Annotated in this window: 18 protein-coding genes; 11 read left to right on the forward strand and 7 right to left on the reverse strand. The window is 73.3% G+C overall.

The features are described from left to right. Nucleotides 1-41: 41 nt before the first annotated feature. The 4 genes from pgl to tkt are packed head-to-tail and all read right to left on the reverse strand — an operon-like array spanning nt 42 to nt 5,663. Nucleotides 42-776 carry a 6-phosphogluconolactonase gene (gene pgl, locus KK617_RS03690; protein WP_277498163.1) on the reverse strand — a complete coding sequence of 245 codons (735 nt, stop codon included), beginning with the start codon at nt 774-776 and terminating at the stop codon, nt 42-44. Next, entirely contained in the window at nt 773-2,416 is a 1,644-nt protein-coding gene (locus tag KK617_RS03695) for a glucose-6-phosphate isomerase (protein WP_277498164.1), read from the reverse strand. The genes pgl and KK617_RS03695 overlap by 4 nt, the downstream gene beginning before the upstream one ends. Continuing rightward, a complete protein-coding gene (tal, locus tag KK617_RS03700; RefSeq protein ID WP_277498165.1) occupies nt 2,413-3,528 on the reverse strand; it encodes a transaldolase in 1,116 nt (371 codons plus the stop codon). The genes KK617_RS03695 and tal overlap by 4 nt, the downstream gene beginning before the upstream one ends. Nucleotides 3,529-3,563: 35 nt before the next feature. Further along, nucleotides 3,564-5,663 carry a transketolase gene (gene tkt, locus KK617_RS03705; RefSeq protein ID WP_277498167.1) on the reverse strand — a complete coding sequence of 700 codons (2,100 nt, stop codon included), beginning with the start codon at nt 5,661-5,663 and terminating at the stop codon, nt 3,564-3,566. Between the two features lie 343 nt (nt 5,664-6,006). Here tkt and KK617_RS03710 point away from each other — a divergent pair, with 343 nt between their 5' ends. Next, on the forward strand, nt 6,007-6,888 hold the full coding sequence (locus tag KK617_RS03710) for a heme o synthase (protein ID WP_277498247.1): 882 nt from the start codon (nt 6,007-6,009) through the stop codon (nt 6,886-6,888). Nucleotides 6,889-7,105: 217 nt separating this feature from the next. Here KK617_RS03710 and KK617_RS03715 read toward each other — a convergent pair whose 3' ends face one another. The 3 genes from KK617_RS03715 to KK617_RS03725 are packed head-to-tail and all read right to left on the reverse strand — an operon-like array spanning nt 7,106 to nt 9,769. Beyond that, nucleotides 7,106-8,038 (reverse strand): COX15/CtaA family protein, encoded by a 933-nt coding sequence (locus tag KK617_RS03715; RefSeq protein WP_277498168.1) that lies wholly within the window; start codon nt 8,036-8,038, stop codon nt 7,106-7,108. A 1-nt stretch (nt 8,039) separates the two neighbouring features. Continuing rightward, nucleotides 8,040-8,816, reverse strand: coding sequence for an ABC transporter permease (locus tag KK617_RS03720; protein WP_277498170.1), 777 nt, complete (start codon nt 8,814-8,816; stop codon nt 8,040-8,042). Continuing rightward, nucleotides 8,813-9,769, reverse strand: coding sequence for an ABC transporter ATP-binding protein (locus KK617_RS03725; RefSeq protein ID WP_277498171.1), 957 nt, complete (start codon nt 9,767-9,769; stop codon nt 8,813-8,815). The genes KK617_RS03720 and KK617_RS03725 overlap by 4 nt, the downstream gene beginning before the upstream one ends. A gap of 87 nt (nt 9,770-9,856) precedes the next feature. On the opposite strand from KK617_RS03725, the gene KK617_RS03730 reads away from it, so the two are divergent. The 10 genes from KK617_RS03730 to KK617_RS03775 all read left to right on the forward strand — a co-directional run bounded on the left by KK617_RS03730 (nt 9,857) and on the right by KK617_RS03775 (nt 18,614). Beyond that, nucleotides 9,857-10,633 carry a helix-turn-helix domain-containing protein gene (locus KK617_RS03730; RefSeq protein WP_277498173.1) on the forward strand — a complete coding sequence of 259 codons (777 nt, stop codon included), beginning with the start codon at nt 9,857-9,859 and terminating at the stop codon, nt 10,631-10,633. Further along, nucleotides 10,630-12,057 (forward strand): Fe-S cluster assembly protein SufB, encoded by a 1,428-nt coding sequence (sufB, locus tag KK617_RS03735; protein ID WP_277498174.1) that lies wholly within the window; start codon nt 10,630-10,632, stop codon nt 12,055-12,057. The genes KK617_RS03730 and sufB overlap by 4 nt, the downstream gene beginning before the upstream one ends. 58 nt (nt 12,058-12,115) lie before the next feature. Further along, nucleotides 12,116-13,300, forward strand: a complete 1,185-nt coding sequence (gene sufD, locus KK617_RS03740) for a Fe-S cluster assembly protein SufD (protein WP_277498175.1) — start codon at nt 12,116-12,118, stop codon at nt 13,298-13,300. Between the two features lie 3 nt (nt 13,301-13,303). After that, complete coding sequence (locus KK617_RS03745; protein WP_277498177.1) at nt 13,304-13,639, forward strand: non-heme iron oxygenase ferredoxin subunit; 336 nt, start codon at nt 13,304-13,306, stop codon at nt 13,637-13,639. A gap of 68 nt (nt 13,640-13,707) precedes the next feature. Then, nucleotides 13,708-14,466 carry a Fe-S cluster assembly ATPase SufC gene (gene sufC / locus KK617_RS03750; protein ID WP_277498179.1) on the forward strand — a complete coding sequence of 253 codons (759 nt, stop codon included), beginning with the start codon at nt 13,708-13,710 and terminating at the stop codon, nt 14,464-14,466. A gap of 116 nt (nt 14,467-14,582) precedes the next feature. Next, nucleotides 14,583-15,851 (forward strand): cysteine desulfurase, encoded by a 1,269-nt coding sequence (locus KK617_RS03755; RefSeq protein ID WP_277498181.1) that lies wholly within the window; start codon nt 14,583-14,585, stop codon nt 15,849-15,851. Between the two features lie 4 nt (nt 15,852-15,855). Continuing rightward, entirely contained in the window at nt 15,856-16,320 is a 465-nt protein-coding gene (gene sufU, locus KK617_RS03760) for a Fe-S cluster assembly sulfur transfer protein SufU (protein ID WP_277498182.1), read from the forward strand. A gap of 434 nt (nt 16,321-16,754) precedes the next feature. Then, nucleotides 16,755-17,033, forward strand: coding sequence for a metal-sulfur cluster assembly factor (locus KK617_RS03765; RefSeq protein ID WP_301800923.1), 279 nt, complete (start codon nt 16,755-16,757; stop codon nt 17,031-17,033). A gap of 13 nt (nt 17,034-17,046) precedes the next feature. After that, nucleotides 17,047-17,664, forward strand: a complete 618-nt coding sequence (locus KK617_RS03770) for an acVLRF1 family peptidyl-tRNA hydrolase (RefSeq protein ID WP_277498186.1) — start codon at nt 17,047-17,049, stop codon at nt 17,662-17,664. A gap of 47 nt (nt 17,665-17,711) precedes the next feature. After that, nucleotides 17,712-18,614 (forward strand): phosphotransferase, encoded by a 903-nt coding sequence (locus KK617_RS03775; RefSeq protein WP_277498188.1) that lies wholly within the window; start codon nt 17,712-17,714, stop codon nt 18,612-18,614. Nucleotides 18,615-18,631 lie beyond the last annotated feature (17 nt).

An 18,631-nucleotide genomic window follows, 5' to 3' on the forward strand; every position in this document is an offset into this window, starting at 1 on the left:
GAATCCGCGTGCTCAGGCGCGCCGCTAGCGGCGACGCGACGTCAGAGCGCCGACGCGGCCGCCTCGTCGATCCACCACACGGTCTCCTGCTCGCCCTGGACGCCCGCGGCGGGGGTCTCGTGCACGTCGGCGGGCTCGCCCCGTTCGGGGCCGCCCAGCGCTCGGGCGACGGCCTCGGCCTTGCCCTCGCCGCTGATCAGGAACCACACGGCGTCCGCGTTGCGCAGCGCCGGGAGGGTCAGGCTGACCCGCTCGGGCGGCGGCTTCGGCGAGCCCGTCACGCCCACGGCCAGCGCGTCGGTGACGCCGACCTGGGGGAAGCCGGGGAAGAGCGAGGCGACGTGGCCGTCCGGCCCCACGCCCAGCATGACGACGTCGAAGCGGCCGTTGCCCAGCGTGCGCAGGGACGCGTCGTACGCCGCGGCGGCCTCGTCGACCGAGCCGGCCGTCGCGGTGGAGGCCACCTCGTGCACGCGCTCGGCCCCCACGGCGTCGAGGAACGCCTCGCGCGCCTGCAGCGCGTTGCGGTCCTCGGAGTCCGGCGCCACGAAGCGCTCGTCGCCGAACCAGAACACGACGCGGGCGAAGTCGACGCCCGCGTCGGGCGCCAGGCGGGCGACCTCGCGGTGGATGGCCTCGGCGATGGTGCCGCCGGTGAGCACGACCTGCGGGTCGTGCCCCCCGGCCTGCACCTCGGCCAGACGGGCCAGGAGCGCCGTGGCCACCGTGGCGGCCAGCGCACCCGCGTCGGGCGAGCGGCGTACCTCGGTGGTCACGACGCCAGCGCCGCGCGCACGGTGGCGAGGGCCGCGGGGGACGCGAGGTGCAGCCGCAGCACGGGGCGGTGCTTGTCGGCCAGCACCTGGCCGTCGCCCACGGCCTGGGCCTCGATGAACTCGCCGAACGTGAACGGCCGTCCGGGCACCTCGAGGTCGGCCTCCGGGGCCGTCGTCACCTGCAGGTAGACGCCGGTGGCGGGGCCGCCCTTGTGGTACTGCCCCGTCGAGTGCAGGAACCGCGGTCCCCACCCGAAGGTGACGGGTCGCCCGGTGCGCACGGCGAGCTCCGCCCGTACGGCGCCCAGCTCGGCGTCGCGGGTGCGGTCGAGGTAGGCCTGCACGGCGAGGTAGCCGCGCTCGGCGTCGAGCTGGCCGAGCAGGGCCTCGACGGCACCGTCGAGGGTCGCGACGTCGGCGGGCAGCCAGCCGGGGGAGGCGTAGACCGTCACGTCGCCTGCGGTGAAGGCGGGCTCCGGCTGCGCGCCGCCCCCGTCGAGCATCTCCCGGGCCGCGGCCTTGGCGCTCTCCACGTCGGGCTGGTCGAACGGGTTGATGCCGATGACCCGACCGGCGACGACCGTGGCGTACTCCCACAGCAGCAGCTGGCCGCCGAGCGTGGCGTCGACCGCGGCGCCCCAGCCGGAGGCCGGCGGGCAGGTGTCGAACGGGAACCCGGTGCCGTAGGACACCAGCACCTCGTCCCGCGTGCTCGGGTCGAGGTTGGGCGCGTCGGTGCCCTCGACGACCACGGGCAGCACGCCCTTGCCGAGCTTGCCGGTCGACTCCGCGACGAGCTGCTCGATCCAGTCGCCGAGACCGGGGTACGGCGCGTCCGCGGCCGCCAGCACCAGCTTGTCCACGCCGCGCGCGTTCGCGGCGCCGATGAGGGCGCCGAGCCGCAGGCCCGGGTTGTCGACGGAGTCCTCCTCGAGGGCCGGGCGCAGCGCGGCGGCCTGGTCGAGCAGCGAGCCGATGTCCGCACCGGCGAGGCCGGACGGGACGAGGCCGAAGGCCGTCAGCGCCGAGTAGCGACCGCCGACCGACGGGTCGGCGAGGAACACCCGGTAGCCGTCCGCCTCGGCCGACTGCGAGAGCGGCGACCCGGGGTCGGTGACGACGACGATGCGGCGGCGCGGGTCGATGCCGGCGTCGCGGAACGCCTGCTCGAACGCACGCTTCTGGCTGTCGGTCTCGACGGTGCCGCCCGACTTCGACGAGACGACCACGACGGTCTGCTCCAGGCGGTCGGTCAGGAAGCCGCGCACGTAGTCGGGGTCGGACGAGTCCAGCACCCCGAGCTCGACCCCGGCGGCGCCGCAGACGACCTCGGGCGCCAGCGACGAGCCGCCCATGCCGCAGAGCACGACGCGGGTGACGCCGGCCGCGGCGAGCTCGTCCCGCAGGGCCTCGACCTGCGCCACGAGGGGGCGCGACGTCTCGGTCAGGTCGACCCAGCCCAGGCGCTTTCCGGCCTCCTCCTCGGCGTCGGAGCCCCACAGGGTGGCGTCGCCCGCCGCGATGCGGGAGGCGACGTGGTCCCCGGCGAGGTCCTGCACCGTCTGGACGAACGCCTCCTCGTCGGCGTAGCCGAACGTGAGGGCGTAGCCCTCCCCGGTCGCCCTGCTCCAGTCGGTCATCGCGCGTTCGCGTCCGTGGCGGCGGCGATCTGGCCCTTCACGGTCTCGAGCAGCTCGTCCCACGAGGCGAGGAACTTGTCGACGCCCTCCTTCTCCAGGGCGCGGATGACGTCGTCGTAGTCGACCCCGGCGGCGGCGACGGCGTCCATGACGGCCTGCGCGTCGTCGTACTTCGTCGTGACCTGGTCGCCCTCGACCTCGCCGTGGTCGGCGAAGGCGTCCATCGTCTTCTCCGGCATCGTGTTGACGGTGCCGGGGGCCACGAGGTCGGTGACGTACATCGTGTCGCGGTAGTCGGGGTTCTTGACGCCCGTGGAGGCCCACAGCGGGCGCTGCGGGTGGGCGCCGGCGGCCGCGAGGCGCTCCCAGCGCTCGCCGGAGAAGACGCGCTCGTAGGCCTGGTAGGCCAGCCGGGCGTTCGCCACGGCCGCCTTGCCGAACAGCTCGGCATCGGCGCCGGCGGCGTCGAGGCGCTTGTCGATCTCGCTGTCGACGCGCGAGACGAAGAACGACGCCACGGAGTGGATGTCCGACAGGTCGCGCCCGGCCTCGAGGGCCTTCTCCAGCCCCGCGACGTAGGCCTCCATCACCTGCTCGTAGCGGCCGAGGCCGAAGATCAGCGTGACGTTGACCGAGATCCCCTCGGCGATCGCGTCCCGGATGGCCGGCAGGCCCTCCGTCGTCGCCGGGATCTTGATGAGGAGGTTGGGGCGGTCGATCGTCGCCCACAGCTCCTTCGCCGAGGCCAGGGTGGCGTCGGTGTCGAAGGCCAGGTCGGGCGTGACCTCGATGGAGACACGGCCGTCGACGCCGCCGGTCGCGGCGTGCACGGGCGCGAGCACGTCGGCCGCGTCGCGCACGTCCTTCGTGGTCAGCGCGAAGACGACGCCGTCGACGTCGGTGCCGTCGGCGACCAGCTCGCGCAGCTGCGCGTCGTACCGCTCGCCGTCGGCGAGGGCGGCGGCGAAGATCGACGGGTTGGTGGTGACCCCGACGACCGACTTCTCCTCGACGAGCGCGGCCAGGTTGCCGGTCTCGATGCGCTCGCGGGAGAGGTCGTCGAGCCAGATGGACACACCCGCGTCGGCGAGTGCCTTCAGACGGTCGGACATAGCTACCTCCTGGGGTAGTGGGGTAGGGGAGCGGATCAGCCGGTGGTGATCTGCAGGCTGTCCTTCGCGGCGCGCACGACGGCCTCGGGGGTGAACCCGAACTCGGCGAACATGCGCGCGGCGTCGGCGCTGGCGCCGTACGTCTCGATGGAGACGACCTTGCCGTGGTCGCCGACGAGACGCCACCAGGGCATCGCGATGCCGGCCTCGACCGCGACGCGCGCCTTGACGGTGGGCGGGACGACGCTCTCGCGGTACGCCGTGTCCTGCTGCTCGAACCACTCGAGGCAGGGCGCGGAGACGACGCGGGCGCGCACGCCCTCCTCGGCGAGCAGCTCCGCGGCCGCGACCGCGAGCTGGACCTCGGAGCCGGTGCCGATGAGCACGACGTCGGGCAGGCCGCCCTCGACGTCCTTCAGCACGTAGGCGCCGCGCGCGACGCCGTCCGTCGTGGCGAACCCGTCCTCCCCGCGCGGGAAGACCGGCAGGTTCTGGCGCGACAGCGCCAGGGCGGCCGGGCGGTCGTCGTGGCCGAGGATCGCGGCCCAGGCGGCGGCGGTCTCGTTGGCGTCCGCCGGGCGGACGACGTCGAGGCCCGGGATGGCCCGCAGCGCGGCGAGGTGCTCGACCGGCTGGTGGGTCGGGCCGTCCTCGCCGAGGCCGATGGAGTCGTGCGTCCACACGTAGGTGACGGGCAGCCCGCTCAGCGCCGCCACACGGACCGCACCGCGCATGTAGTCGGAGAACGTCAGGAACGTGCCGCCGAAGACGCGGGTGAGGCCGTCGGCCGCGATGCCGTTCATGATCGCGCCCATGCCGTGCTCGCGGATGCCGAAGTGGAGCACGCGGCCGGCGTGGGGGTCGCCCGTCCAGTCGCGCGTGGAGCGCGAGGCCGGGATGAAGGACGGGGCCTCCTTGATGGTCGTGTTGTTCGAGCCGGCGAGGTCGGCGGAGCCGCCCCACAGCTCGGGCATGACCGGGGCGAGCGCGTTGATGACCTTGCCCGAGGCGGCGCGGGTGGCGACGCCCTTGGGGTCGGCCGGGAAGACCGGCAGGGCGTCGACGAGGCCCTCGGGCAGGTCGTGCGCCTTGAGGCGGTGCAGCAGGGCCTCGCGCTCGGGGTTGGCGGCGGCCCAGGCGGCGTACTTCCCGTCCCACTCCTTGCCCCACGCGGCGCCGCGCTCGGCGAGCGAGCGGGTGTGCTCGAGCACGTCGGCGGGCACCTCGAAGGTCTGGGCGGGGTCCCAGCCCAGCACCTCCTTGGTCGCGGCGACCTCCTCGGCGCCCAGCGCGGAGCCGTGGGCGGCCTCCGTGCCCTGGGCGTTGGGGGCCGGCCAGGCGATGACGGTGTCGAGGACGATGAGCGACGGCTGGTCCTTCACCTCGCGCGCGGCCATGACGGCGGCGTGCAGGGCGGGGACGTCCTCCTCGTAGCCCTCGCCGCCGTTGGTCCAGTCGACGGTCTGGACGTGCCAGCCGTAGGCCTCGTAGCGCTTCGCCACGTCCTCGGTGAACGCCACGTCGGTGTCGCCCTCGATGGAGATGCGGTTGCGGTCGTAGACGACGGTGAGGTTGCCGAGCTGCTGCGTGCCGGCGATGGAGCTGGCCTCCGCGCTGACGCCCTCCTGGAGGTCGCCGTCGGAGCAGATCGCGTAGACCTGGTGGTCGAACAGGCTCTCGCCCTCCGGAGCCTCGGGGTCGAGGATGCCGTGCTGGCGGCGGCCCGCCATCGCCATGCCGACCGCGTTCGCGACGCCCTGGCCCAGGGGGCCGGTCGTGACCTCGACGCCGGCGGTGTGCCCGTACTCCGGGTGGCCGGGGGTCTTCGAGCCCCAGGTGCGCAGCGACTTCAGGTCCTCGATCTCGAGGCCGAAGCCGCCCAGGAACAGCTGCGTGTAGAGCGTGATGCTGGAGTGGCCGCACGACAGGACGAACCGGTCACGGGCGATCCAGCTCGGGTCGGACGGGTCGTGGCGCATCACCTTCTGGAACAGCAGGTAGGCCACCGGCGCCAGGCTCATCGCCGTGCCCGGGTGGCCGTTGCCCACCTTCTGGACCGCGTCCATCGCCAGCACTCGCGCGGTGTCCACCGCCTTGCGGTCGAGATCGGTCCATTCCAGCTGGTTCTCGGTCACGAAGGTCCTCTCGGATGTGCTCGGTGATGGTGCGGCACGACCTCGGTACCCGGGTCGTCGCCCGGCACCGCCGCCGATGCCGAGCCTACTGCTGAGGGGGTCTAGACTCGACCCCGCACTCGACCGTCCGCCCGTGAGGAGCCCCGAGCTCCCGAGGGCGCCGCACCACCCGAGGACACCTGTGAACTTCGCCGGACAGTCGGCCTCCTCCGCAGCGCGAGCGGACGGACCGACCGACCGTCAGGTCGAGGCGCAGCTCCCGGCGGTCCCGCCCACGACGGGCGAGGAGGAGACGGCCGACGACCTTGGGGTCCGCGAGGAGCCGCCCGCCGGTCGCCCGTCGCTGCGCGACGTGGTCGCGGCGTACGTCGGGCTCACCAAGCCGCGCGTCATCGAGCTGCTGCTGCTCACCACCGTCCCCGTGATGTTCTTCGCCGCCCGCGGCGTGCCCGAGCTGGGCGTCGTGCTCGCGACCGTCGTCGCGGGCACCCTGTCGGCGGGCTCGGCCTCGGCCCTCAACTGCGTCTACGACCGCGACATCGACGAGCAGATGCGCCGCACGCGCCGTCGCGCGCTGCCGCGGCACATCGTGACGCCGCGGGCCGCGCTCGTGTTCGGCCTGACGCTCGGGGTGGTCTCGACGGCGGTGTTCCTCGCTTTCGTCAACCCGCTCTCGGCGCTGCTGTCGGTGTCGGCGAACGCGTTCTACGTGCTCGTCTACACGATGGTGCTGAAGCGCCGCACCACGCAGAACGTCGTCTGGGGCGGCGCCGCGGGCTGCTTCCCGGCGCTCATCGGCTGGACGGCGGTGACCGGCGAGCTCGCGTGGCCGCCGGTGGTCTGCTTCCTCATCGTCTTCTTCTGGACGCCGCCGCACACGTGGGCGCTCGCGCTGCGCTACCGCGAGGACTACGCGAACGTCGCCGTGCCGATGCTGCCGGTGGTGGCGCCCGCGGGTTCGGTCGGCCGCCAGGTCGTCCTCTACTCGTGGGCCACCGTCGCCGTCTCGCTGCTGCTGTGGCCGGTCGCGGGCACCGGGTGGTTCTACCCCGCCGCCGCCACCGTCCTGGGCGCGGTCTTCCTCGTCGAGGCGCACCGCATGTGGCGTCGCGCCGTCGGCACGGAGGACCTCTCGGTCATCCGCCCCATGCGGCTGTTCCACTCCTCGAACCTCTACCTGTCGCTGCTCTTCGTCGCCATCGCGATCGACCCGCTGATCGGCTGAGCCCGGGGCCCGCGGCGCGGCGGCCCGGGCGGCGTACGCGTGTGGCGTCCTGCCGGGGTGTGGCGGCGGCCATTGCTGCCGCCCGGGACGTCATCCCGATCGTGGTCCAGGGCGCTCGCTCCGCATGACGTCCCGCGCGGCTCCCGGGACGTCATCCCGATCGTGGTCCAGGGCGCTCGCTCCGCATGACGTCCCGCGCGGCTGTTGCTGCCGCCGCTCAGGCGGGTACGGCGCGGCGCAGCGCCCGCACGAGCACCCACGTGACGGCGGCGGAGGTCACCGCGGCGCCGACGAGGTGGATCGCCACGAGCACGATGGGCAGCCCGTTGAAGTACTGCAGGTAGCCGACCGCGCCCTGCCCCAGCTCGACCGCGACGAGCACGGCGACAGCCTTCACGAGCAGCGCGTCGCCGCTGCGGCGGGCCAGGACGAGCGCGGCGAGCGTGAGCCCGACGAGCGCGTACACCGACGCGGCGTGGATGCGGGAGAACAGCTCCGGGTCGAGACCGGTCCGCGGGGAGTCGGCGTCGCCGGCGTGCGGTCCGCTGCCGGTCACGATCGTGCCGAGGTAGAGCGCCACCCAGCCGGCGGCGAAGACGGCGAGGGCCACCCGTCGTACGACGGGGGAGTGCCGCACCGCGGTCGCGCTCCCGCCCGTGAGCGGGTGGCGCAGCACGTCGAGGAGCAGCACGCACACCCCGACCATCGCCAGCGACAGCAGGAGGTGGAGCGCGACGATCCAGGGGTTCAGGTCGGTCAGCACCGTGATGCCGCCGATCACGGCCTGCGCCGGCACCCCGAGGCCGACGAGGAACGCCAGCCGCGCCGCGCGCGCCCGGCCCGCGCGCCACGCGGCGACGAAGGTCGCCAGCGCGACGATCGCCAGCGCGAAGGTCAGCAGGCGGTTGCCGAACTCGATGGCGCCGTGGATGCCGAGGCTGCCGTGCGGCACGTAGGAGTCGTCGGTGCAGCGCGGCCACGTGGGGCAGCCCAGGCCCGAGCCCGTCAGCCGCACGACGCCCCCGGTCAGCACGATGCCGATGTTGGCGACCAGGTTCGCGACCGCGAGCGGCACGACCAGGCGCTCGGCGAGGCTCCGGTTGCGCGGCGCGGCAGCCACGACGACGTCGTCGGTGACGGAGGGGTTCATCTCACTCCCAGCGGAAGGTTCGGGACACGGCCGCGGCGCCCACGAGGGCCCACACCGCGAGGACGAGGACGGGCACGAGGGCGAGCCGGCCCTCGGACAGGGCCGCACGCAGGGCGTCGCCGAGCGCGGCCGACGGCAGCACGACGAGGGCCTCGCCCACCCCGCCGTACGACGAGCGGGGGAGCACGACGGCGCCGCCGACGAGGAGCAGCAGGTAGACCAGGTTGGCCACGGCCAGCGTCGCCTCGGCCCGGAGCGTGCCGGCGAGGAGCAGGCCGAGCGCGGCGAAGGCCGCGGAGCCGACCAGCGCCACGGGCACGGCCAGGAGACCGCCGACGACACCACCGTCCGGGCTCCAGCCCAGGGCCAGGGCGAGCGCGACCAGCACGACCGCCTGCACGGCCTGCACGACGAGCAGGGCACCGAGCTTGCCGAGCAGCAGGCCGGTGCGGGAGAGCGGGGAGGCGCCGAGACGCTTGATGAGCCCGTAGCGGCGCTCGAACCCGGTGGCGATCGCCAGGGACGTGAACGCCGTCGACATCACGGCGAGGGCCAGCACCCCGGGGGTGAGCACGTCGACCGCGCGGCCGTCGAGCTCGATCCCGCCGCGCTCCGCGGCCACGACGCCGCCGACGAGCGCGAGGACGGGGATGACGAGGGCGACGAGCAGCTGCTCGCCGTTGCGCAGCATCAGCCGCGTCTCTATCGACGCCTGCGCGAGGACCTGCCGGGGGAACGGGGCGGCGCCGGGCGCGGGGGTGAAGGTGCCCGCGCTCACGACGCGCCCACCGCGGGGGTGCCGAGCTCGCGCCCGGTGAGCTGGAGGAAGACGTCCTCGAGCGTGCGCTGGCCGAGCGTCAGCGACTCGGGCAGGACACCGTGCTGCTCGCACCAGGCCGACACCGTGGCCAGCGTGGACGCGTCGGCGGGACCCGTGATGAGCAGGCTCTGGGCGTTGATGGCGAGGACCTCCGTGGCCGGCCCGAGGGCCGCGCCGAGCGACGCCGGGGCGTCGGGCGGGAACGGCTCGGTGACGACGAGCCGGATGGTGGCGGCGCCGCCGGCCTTCGTGAGCTCGTACGGCGTGCCGCTGGCGATGAGCTGCCCGTGGTCGATGACGTGCACGTGGTCGGCCAGCCGCTCGGCCTCGTCGAGGTAGTGCGTCGTCAGCACCGTCGTGACGCCGTCGGCGCGCAGCTCCTCGAGGAGCTCCCAGGTCGTGCGCCGGATCGCCGGGTCCATGCCGGCGGTGGGCTCGTCGACGAAGAGCAGCTCGGGGCGCCCGACGAGCGCCATCGCGAGCCCCAGCCGCTGCTGCTGGCCGCCCGACAGGCGCCGGTACGGCGTGCGCCCGCACTCGCCGAGCCCGAGCCGCTCCACGAGCAGGTCGACGGGCAGCGGGTGCGCGTGGAGCGCGGCCACGTGGCGCAGCATCTCGACGGCCCGCACGCCCGACCACGCGCCGCCGGCCTGGAGCATGACGCCGATGCGAGGGAGGAGTGCGGCGCGGTCGCGGACCGGGTCGAGCCCGAGGACCCGCACGGTGCCGGCGTGCGGGCGCCGGAAGCCCTCGCACGTCTCCAGCGTCGTGGTCTTGCCGGCCCCGTTCGGGCCGAGCACCGCCGTGATGGACCCGGCCGCCACGTCGAGGGAGAGGCCGTCGACGGCGAGGGTGTCGCCGTACCGCATCACCAGGCCGTCGATCTCGACGGCGGGAGCGGGCGCGGACACCGGGCAAGTGTAGGAGCCGGGCCGCGCCGGGGAGGGTTAGGCCACCCTTGCTTGAAGAGGCCCCGGCAATAACGTCACACTCGTGTTGTGCAATTCGACGGAGGACAGGTGCGACCGGGTGCCGCCCGGGGTGCCGTCGCCGACGCCCCCACGCGGGCGCGCGTCGTGCGGACCATCCTCCAGGCAGGCCCCTCGACGGCCGCCGACCTCGCCGCGGCCCTCGACCTGACGGCCGCCGCGGTCCGCCGCCACCTCGACCAGCTCGTCGAGGAGGGCGTGCTCGAGGCCCGCGAGCAGCGGGTCCGCGGCACCCGCGGCCGGGGCCGTCCCGCCCGCGTGTTCGCGCTCACCGAGGCCGGCCGCGAGCAGTTCGACCACACCTACGACGACCTCGCCGTGCAGGCCCTGCGGTTCCTCTCCGAGACCGGCGGCGACGAGGCCGTGCTGGAATTCTCGCGGCGCCGCGTGGCGTTCATCGAGCGTGACTTCACCCGCGTGCGCGACCAGCACCCCGACCTCACCCCGGCCGAGGTGCTCGCGCGCGTGCTGACCGAGGAGGGGTACGCCGCGGGCGTGCGCGAGTCCCCCGTGGGCCCGCAGCTGTGCCAGCAGCACTGCCCCGTCTCGCACGTCGCCCAGGAGTTCCCCCAGCTGTGCGAGGCCGAGACCGAGGCCATCAGCGCGGTCCTCGGGCGCCACGTGCAGCGCCTGGCGACCATCGCCCACGGCGACGGCGTCTGCACCACGTGCATCCCGGACGTCCCCCGATCGATCCACCCCCCGCAGCACCCCGTGCCCCACCCCGTGCCCCACCCCGAGCAGGACCCCGCGCAGAACCCCGAGCAGAACGGAGCGTCAGCATGACGACCTCACCGAGCATCGACGAGCTCAACCCCGGCCTGGCCGGCATCGGCCGCTACGAGTTCGGCTGGTCCGACAGCGACGCCGCCGGCGCCGCCGCGCAGCGCGGCCTCAACGAGGCCGTCGTGGCCGACATCTCGGGCAAGAAGAACGAGCCCCAGTGGATGCTCGACCTGCGGATGAAGGGCCTGAAGCTCTTCGGTCGCAAGCCCATGCCCCAGTGGGGCGCGGAGCTCGAGACCATCGACTTCGACAACATCAAGTACTTCGTGCGCTCCTCCGAGAAGCAGGCCACCAGCTGGGAGGAGCTGCCGGAGGACATCAAGAACACCTACGACAAGCTCGGCATCCCCGAGGCGGAGAAGCAGCGCCTCGTCGCCGGTGTCGCGGCGCAGTACGAGTCCGAGGTCGTCTACCACTCGATCCGCGAGGACCTCGAGGAGAAGGGCGTCATCTTCGTCGACACCGACACGGCGCTGAAGGAGCACGAGGAGCTCTTCAAGGAGTACTTCGGCACCGTCATCCCCGTCGGTGACAACAAGTTCTCGGCGCTCAACACCGCGGTGTGGTCCGGCGGCTCGTTCATCTACGTGCCCAAGGGCGTCCACGTCGACATCCCGCTCCAGGCCTACTTCCGCATCAACACGGAGAACATGGGCCAGTTCGAGCGGACGCTGATCATCGCCGACGAGGACTCGTACGTGCACTACGTCGAGGGCTGCACCGCGCCGATCTACAGCTCGGACTCGCTGCACTCGGCCGTCGTCGAGATCGTCGTGAAGAAGGGCGCCCGCGTCCGCTACACGACGATCCAGAACTGGTCGAACAACGTCTACAACCTCGTCACCAAGCGCGCGACCTGCGACGCCGGCGCGACGATGGAGTGGGTCGACGGCAACATCGGCTCCAAGGTGACGATGAAGTACCCGGCCGTCTACCTCATGGGCGAGCACGCCAAGGGCGAGACGTTGTCGATCGCGTTCGCGGGCGAGGGCCAGCACCAGGACGCCGGCGCGAAGATGGTGCACGCCGCGCCCCACACGTCCAGCTCGATCCTGTCGAAGTCGGTCGCGCGGGGCGGCGGGCGCACGTCGTACCGAGGCCTGATCCAGGTCAACGAGGGCGCCTACGGCTCGAAGTCCAACGTGCTGTGCGACGCGCTGCTGGTCGACCAGATCAGCCGCTCCGACACGTACCCGTACGTCGACATCCGCGAGGACGACGTGTCCATGGGCCACGAGGCGAGCGTCTCGAAGGTCTCCGAGGACCAGCTGTTCTACCTGATGAGCCGCGGCCTGGCGGAGGACGAGGCGATGGCGATGATCGTGCGCGGCTTCGTCGAGCCGATCGCCAAGGAGCTCCCGATGGAGTACGCCCTGGAGCTCAACCGCCTCATCGAGCTGCAGATGGAGGGCGCCGTCGGCTGACGCCGGCGGCCCCCCGCTCCACCGCACCCCGACGACAAGAGACGACGAAGAGACGACTGTGACTGTGATCGACGAGACGCCCGCCGCCGCGCGGGCGGTGGAGACCGGCAAGGTCTCCAGCCACCTGCACCCCGAGCCGTCGTACGACCTGGCGCTCCACCCGGTCCCGACGGGCCGCGAGGAGATCTGGCGGTTCACGCCGCTGAAGCGGCTCCGGGGCCTGCTCGACGACGCGCCCTCGGACGCGCACCTCGAGTGGACGACGCAGCTGCCCGCCGGCGTGACGCTCACGCCGATCGGGGCGGACGAGGCGCGCGAGCTCGGCGAGTTCCTGCCGTCGGACCGCCTCGCGGCGCTCGCGGTCGCGCACGGTGGCGACGTCCTGCTCCTCGACGTGCCCGCCGACGCCGAGCTGACCGAGCCGGTGCGTCTCGACCTGCGCGGCACGGGCCTCGACGCGGTCGTCTGGGGCCACCTCGTCATCCGCGTCGGGCGCCACGCGAGGGCCACGGTGCTCGTCGAGCACGCGGGCGCGGCCCGCTACAGCCACGCGACCTCCGTGCTCGTCGGCGACGGCGCGCAGCTCGACCTCGTCACGGTCAACGACTGGGACGACGAGAGCGTGCACGCCGGCCAGGTCGGCATCCGCGTCGGGCGCGACGCCCGCGTGCGGGCCAGCGAGTTCACCATCGGCGGCGACCTCGTGCGCACGACGACCAACGTCGAGTACGCCGGCCCCGGCGGCGAGGCCGAGCTGCTCGGGCTCTACTTCGCGGACGCGGGCCAGCACATCGAGCACCGCCTCTTCGCCGACCACACCGCGCCGCGCACCAAGAGCAACGTGGTCTACAAGGGCGCGCTGCAGGGCGAGGGAGCGCACACGGTCTGGATCGGCAACGTGCTCATCCGCAAGGTCGCCGAGGGCATCGAGACCTACGAGGAGAACCGCAACCTCGTGCTCACCGACGGCTGCCAGGCCGACTCGGTGCCGAACCTGGAGATCGAGACCGGCGAGATCGAGGGCGCGGGCCACGCGTCCGCGACCGGCCGCTTCGACGACGAGCAGCTGTTCTACCTGCGCTCGCGCGGCATCTCGGAGCCCGAGGCCCGCCGCCTCGTCGTGCACGGCTTCTTCGACGACCTCATCCGCCGCGTCGGCGTGCCCGAGCTGGAGGAGCGCCTGCTGGCGGTCGTCGAGTCCGAGCTCGAGCGCCACGTGCTCGCCGAGAAGCCGACGGCCTGAGCGATGGGCTTCGAGCGAGCCTGCGCGACGGGCGACGTGGCGGCGGGGGAGGCCCTGGCCGTCACCATCGGTGACCAGGACCTGGCGATCGCCCGCGAGGGCGACGAGTTCTTCGCCGTCGAGGACCTGTGCAGCCACGCGGCGGTCGCCCTCTCCGAGGGCGACGTCGCCGACTGCCGCATCGAGTGCTGGCTGCACGGGTCGGAGTTCGACCTGCGCACCGGCGCCCCCAGCGGCCTCCCGGCGACCGAGCCGGTCGCGACCTTCCCCGTGGAGGTCCGCGGCGACGACCTGTACGTCGACGTGGCCACGACGCTGAACGGCGTCACCCCGGGCTGACGCCCGGCGCGACGCCCCGCGTCGTACCCCCTGACTTCGAGACACCCGAGCTGGAGACGAGAGAAGACATGAGCACGCTGGAGATCAAGGACCTGCACGTCTCGGTGAGCACCGAGGACGGCGCCAAGGAGATCCTCAAGGGCGTCACGCTGACCATCAAGGACGGCGAGACCCACGCCATCATGGGCCCCAACGGGTCCGGCAAGTCGACGCTGGCGTACTCCATCGCCGGCCACCCCAAGTACGACGTCACCGACGGCACCGTCACCCTCGACGGCGAGGACGTCCTCGCGATGAGCGTCGACGAGCGCGCCCGCGCCGGCCTCTTCCTGGCCATGCAGTACCCCGTCGAGGTGCCCGGCGTCTCCGTCGCCAACTTCCTGCGCACCGCCAAGACCGCCATCGACGGCGAGGCCCCCAAGCTGCGCACGTGGGTGAAGGACGTCAACGCAGCCATGGGCGAGAACGGCCTCGACGCCTCGTTCTCGCAGCGCTCGGTCAACGAGGGCTTCTCCGGCGGCGAGAAGAAGCGCCACGAGATCGCCCAGCTCAACCTGCTGCAGCCCAAGGTCGCCGTGCTCGACGAGACCGACTCCGGCCTCGACATCGACGCCCTCAAGGTCGTCTCCGAGGGCGTCAACCGGTTCTCGGCCGGCGGCGACAAGGGCGTCCTGCTGATCACGCACTACACGCGGATCCTGCGCTACATCAAGCCCGACTTCGTGCACGTGTTCGTCAACGGCCGCATCGCCGAGCAGGGCGGCCCCGAGCTGGCCGACCAGCTGGAGGCCGAGGGCTACGACAAGTACGTGAACGCCGCGGTCTGAGCAGCGCTGGGCGGCGTTGTCGTCGCTCGACGGCCGCTCCGCTCCCAGGCCGCCTTCGCTCCTCCGTCTTGCCCAGCACCACCCATCGCACCGCGACCCGTCTGAAAGGAGCCACCATGGAAGGCCTGCTTCCGCAGCTCGAGGTCGTCCGCAAGGACTTCCCGATCCTCGAGCGCACGCTCGCCGGTGGCGTCCCGCTGGTCTACCTCGACAGCGCGAACACCTCGCAGAAGCCGCAGTGCGTGATCGACGCGATGGTCGACCACCTCGAGCGCCACAACGCCAACGTCGCCCGCGCCATGCACCAGCTCGGTGCGGAGGCGTCGGCGGCGTTCGAGGACGGTCGCGACCGCGTGGCGTCCTTCATCGGCGCCCCGTCCCGGGACGAGGTGATCTTCACCAAGAACGCCTCGGAGGCGCTCAACCTCGTCGCCCACACGCTGGCGTGGGCAACCGGTGACCTCGCCGTGGGCGAGGGCGACCGCGTGGTGACCACCGAGATGGAGCACCACTCCAACATCGTGCCGTGGCAGCTGCTCACCCAGCGCACGGGCGCGACGCTGGCGTGGTTCGGCCTCACCGACGACTACCGGCTCGACCTGTCGAACATCGACGAGCTGATCGACGAGCGCACCAAGGTCGTCACCCTCACCTGGGTGTCGAACATGCTCGGCACGGTCAACCCGGTCGCCGCGATCGCCCGGCGGGCCCACGAGGTCGGCGCCCTCGTGGTCGTCGACGCCTCCCAGGCGGCGCCCCAGATCCCGATCGACCTCGCCGCGATGGACGAGGCGGAGCGGCCCGACCTGATGGTCTTCACCGGCCACAAGGTCGTCGGGCCCACCGGCATCGGCGTCTTGTGGGGCCGGCGCGAGGTGCTCGACCAGCTGCCCCCGTTCCTCGGCGGCGGCGAGATGATCGAGACCGTCCGCATGGAGCGCTCGACGTACGCCGGCATCCCGCACAAGTTCGAGGCCGGTACGCCGCCCATCGCCGAGGCCGTCGGCCTGGGCGCGGCGGTCGACTACCTCGCCGGGCTCGGCATGGAGGCCGTGCACGCCCACGAGCGGACCATCACGGCGTACGCGCTCGACGGCCTCGCCACGGTGCCCGGGCTGAAGGTGCTCGGCCCGCTCGACGTGGCCGAGCGCGGCGGGGCGATCTCCTTCGAGCTCGACGGGGTCCACCCGCACGACGTCGCCCAGGTGCTCGACAGCCGCGGCGTCGCGGTGCGCGCCGGGCACCACTGCGCCAAGCCCGCGCACGCCCGCTACGGGGTGCAGAGCACGACGCGCATGTCGTCGTACCTCTACACCACGCCGTCCGAGATCGACGCCCTCGTCGAGGCGCTCGAGTACACCCGTTCTTACTTCAAGCTGGGGTGAAGAGTTGACCGCCCAGGATCTGGATGCCCTCTACCAGGAGATCATCCTCGACCACTACAAGAACCCCCACAACAAGGGGCTGCGCGAGCCGCACGAGGCCGAGGTCCACCACGTGAACCCGACCTGCGGCGACGAGGTCACCCTGCGGGTGCACCTGACCGGGGAGCCCGGCGCGGAGACGGTGGCGGACGTGTCGTACGACGCGGTCGGCTGCTCGATCTCGCAGGCCTCCGCGTCGGTGCTGACCGACCTGGTCATCGGCCGCCCCGTCGACGAGGCGATGGAGATCCACGAGTCGTTCCTGACCCTCATGCAGGGCAAGGGCACCGTGGAGCCCGACGAGGACGTCCTGGAGGACGGCATCGCGTTCGCCGGCGTCGCCAAGTTCCCCGCGCGCGTGAAGTGCGCCCTGCTGTCGTGGATGGCCTGGAAGGACGCCACGGCCCGAGTCATCGAGGAGAAGGCATGAGCACCGAGTCCCCCCAGCAGGCGCACGACGAGCAGGGCCTCGTCACCACCGACGGGCCGGTGACCGGCGAGGTCACCGACGCCCCGCCGACGGCCCGCCCCGGCGAGGTCGCCCCGACCGCGGACGCCCCCGCGCGGGCCGCCGGGCTCGCGGCCGAGCAGGGCGCCGCGCACCGTCACGGCCAGGGGCAGGAGCCCGGCGAGGCCGACGAGCAGCACGAGGCGCTGCACGGCGACCACGGGCTCGCCGCCGGCACGCAGGAGCACCACGACCACGCCGGTCACGACCACCACGACCACGCGGGTCACGACCACGCCCACCACGGCCACGGCCACGGTCACGACCACGGCGACCTGCCGCACGTGCCCGAGGCGAGCGGCGGCGTCTCCAGCAGCCGCTCCGCGAGCGTGTCGGTCGAGGACGTCACCGAGGCGATGAAGGACGTCGTCGACCCCGAGCTCGGGATCAACGTCGTCGACCTGGGCCTGGTGTACGGCGTGCACGTCGACGAGGACGCCAACGCGGTCCTCGACATGACGCTGACGTCGGCGGCCTGCCCGCTCACCGACGTCATCACCGACCAGACCGTCAGCGCGCTCGAGGGCATGGTCAACGACGTCGCGATCAACTGGGTCTGGATGCCGCCGTGGGGCCCGGACAAGATCACCGACGACGGCCGCGACCAGCTGCGCGCCCTCGGCTTCAACGTCTGAGCGGTCCGCCCCCGTGGTCGACGTCGTCGTACCCCCCGAGCGCCTCGAGCGCTGGGTGACGAACTTCGGCGAGCGCCACGGGGGAGTGACGACCGACGTCGTCGCCGGCCGCCTGACGGGCGCCGGCGGTGACGGCTCGACCTTCACCGCCGTCCTGCCGTTCGGACGCACCCACGCCGGCGCCGCCGACGTCGACGCCTTCCGGGCGGCCGCGGCCCCGCCGAAGACCTGGGGCGTGCTGCTCGTGCGCAAGGGCGGCTTCGCGGTGGCCCGTCTCGCCGGTCCGCGCGTGGTGGCCAGCAAGGTCGGTCGCCGCCACGTGCAGGGCCGCAGCAAGGCGGGCGGCCAGAGCCAGCAGCGCTTCGCCCGTCGCCGCGACAACCAGGCCCGGTCGGCGTACGACGCGGCTACCGACCACGCCGTCGTCGTGCTCGGCGAGCCGGCACTGCCGCTCGTGGTGGGCGGCGACCGCACCGCCGTCGCCGCCGTGCTGGAGGACCGTCGCCTGGCGCGGCACACGGTCGTGGAGCCCTGGCTGCCGGTGCCCGAGCCCCGTCGCGGCGAGCTCGACGCCGCGGTCGTGACCGCGTCGTCGGTGCGCATCGACGTGGTCAACGCGCCGGGCACGTAGCCGCGGCGTACCGCGCCAGGAGGCTCCGCTCTGCCAGACTGCGGGCCATGTGGCGGCCCGACGACGGCTGGGTGCCCCTCCCCGGCGGGAGCGGCACCTCGACCGGTGGGGTGTGGCTGGACCGCACCACCGACCCGGTCAGCGTCGTCAAGCGGTTCGTGCCGCCCGGCCCCGACGACCCCGACGAGCTGGCCGACCCCCGGCACGCCGGGTGGTGGCGGCGCGCGGCCGCCGTCGCCCAGGCGGGCGTCGTGGACTCCACGGCGGGGCTGCGGTCGGTGCGCACCCTCGACGTGAGCGAGGACCCCACCGGCATCACCCTGCGCCAGGAGTACGTCGAGGCGGACCCCCTGCCGGGCCCCTACCTCGCCGCGCGCCTCGCCGTCTTCGCCGGCAACGCCGTGCCGCAGGTCGACTGGCTGGCCCGCCGCCAGCTCGCGGACCGGGTGCGCCGGGTGGAGTGGCGCGGCGGGTGGCGCACGCTGGCCCGCACCAACATCGCGGACGTCGCGGACCGGCTCTGGGCACGACGCCACCGCCACCTCGCGGCGCTCGACGCGCTCCCGCAGGTGCTGCAGCACGGGGACCCCGTGCCCGCGAACTTCCGCGCGCGCTCCGGCGACGACGTGCTCGCCCTCGACTGGAGCACCCTCGGCACCGGCGCCGTCGGGGCGGACCTCGGGTACCTCGCGCTGTCGGCCCGGGAGGACCTCGAGGTGCTCGTCGACGTCTACGCCGCCGCGCTGCCCCAGGACCTCGCCACCCGCGAGGAGGCGCTCCTGGGGGCCCGGGTGACGGCGGTCTACACCGTCCTGAACCGGGCCGAGTGGGTGCTGGCCCGCGCCGCGGAGGGCGAGGGTGCGCTCGCCGGGAAGTTCCGCCACCCCAGCGTCGCGCCGTACCTGCGGGTGCTGCAGCGGCAGTACCCCCACCTGGAGGCCCTGCTCTAGCGTCGGCGTCCGCGCGT

Source organism: Nocardioides sp. ChNu-99 (genome assembly GCF_029493445.1).
GTDB lineage: Bacteria > Actinomycetota > Actinomycetes > Propionibacteriales > Nocardioidaceae > Nocardioides.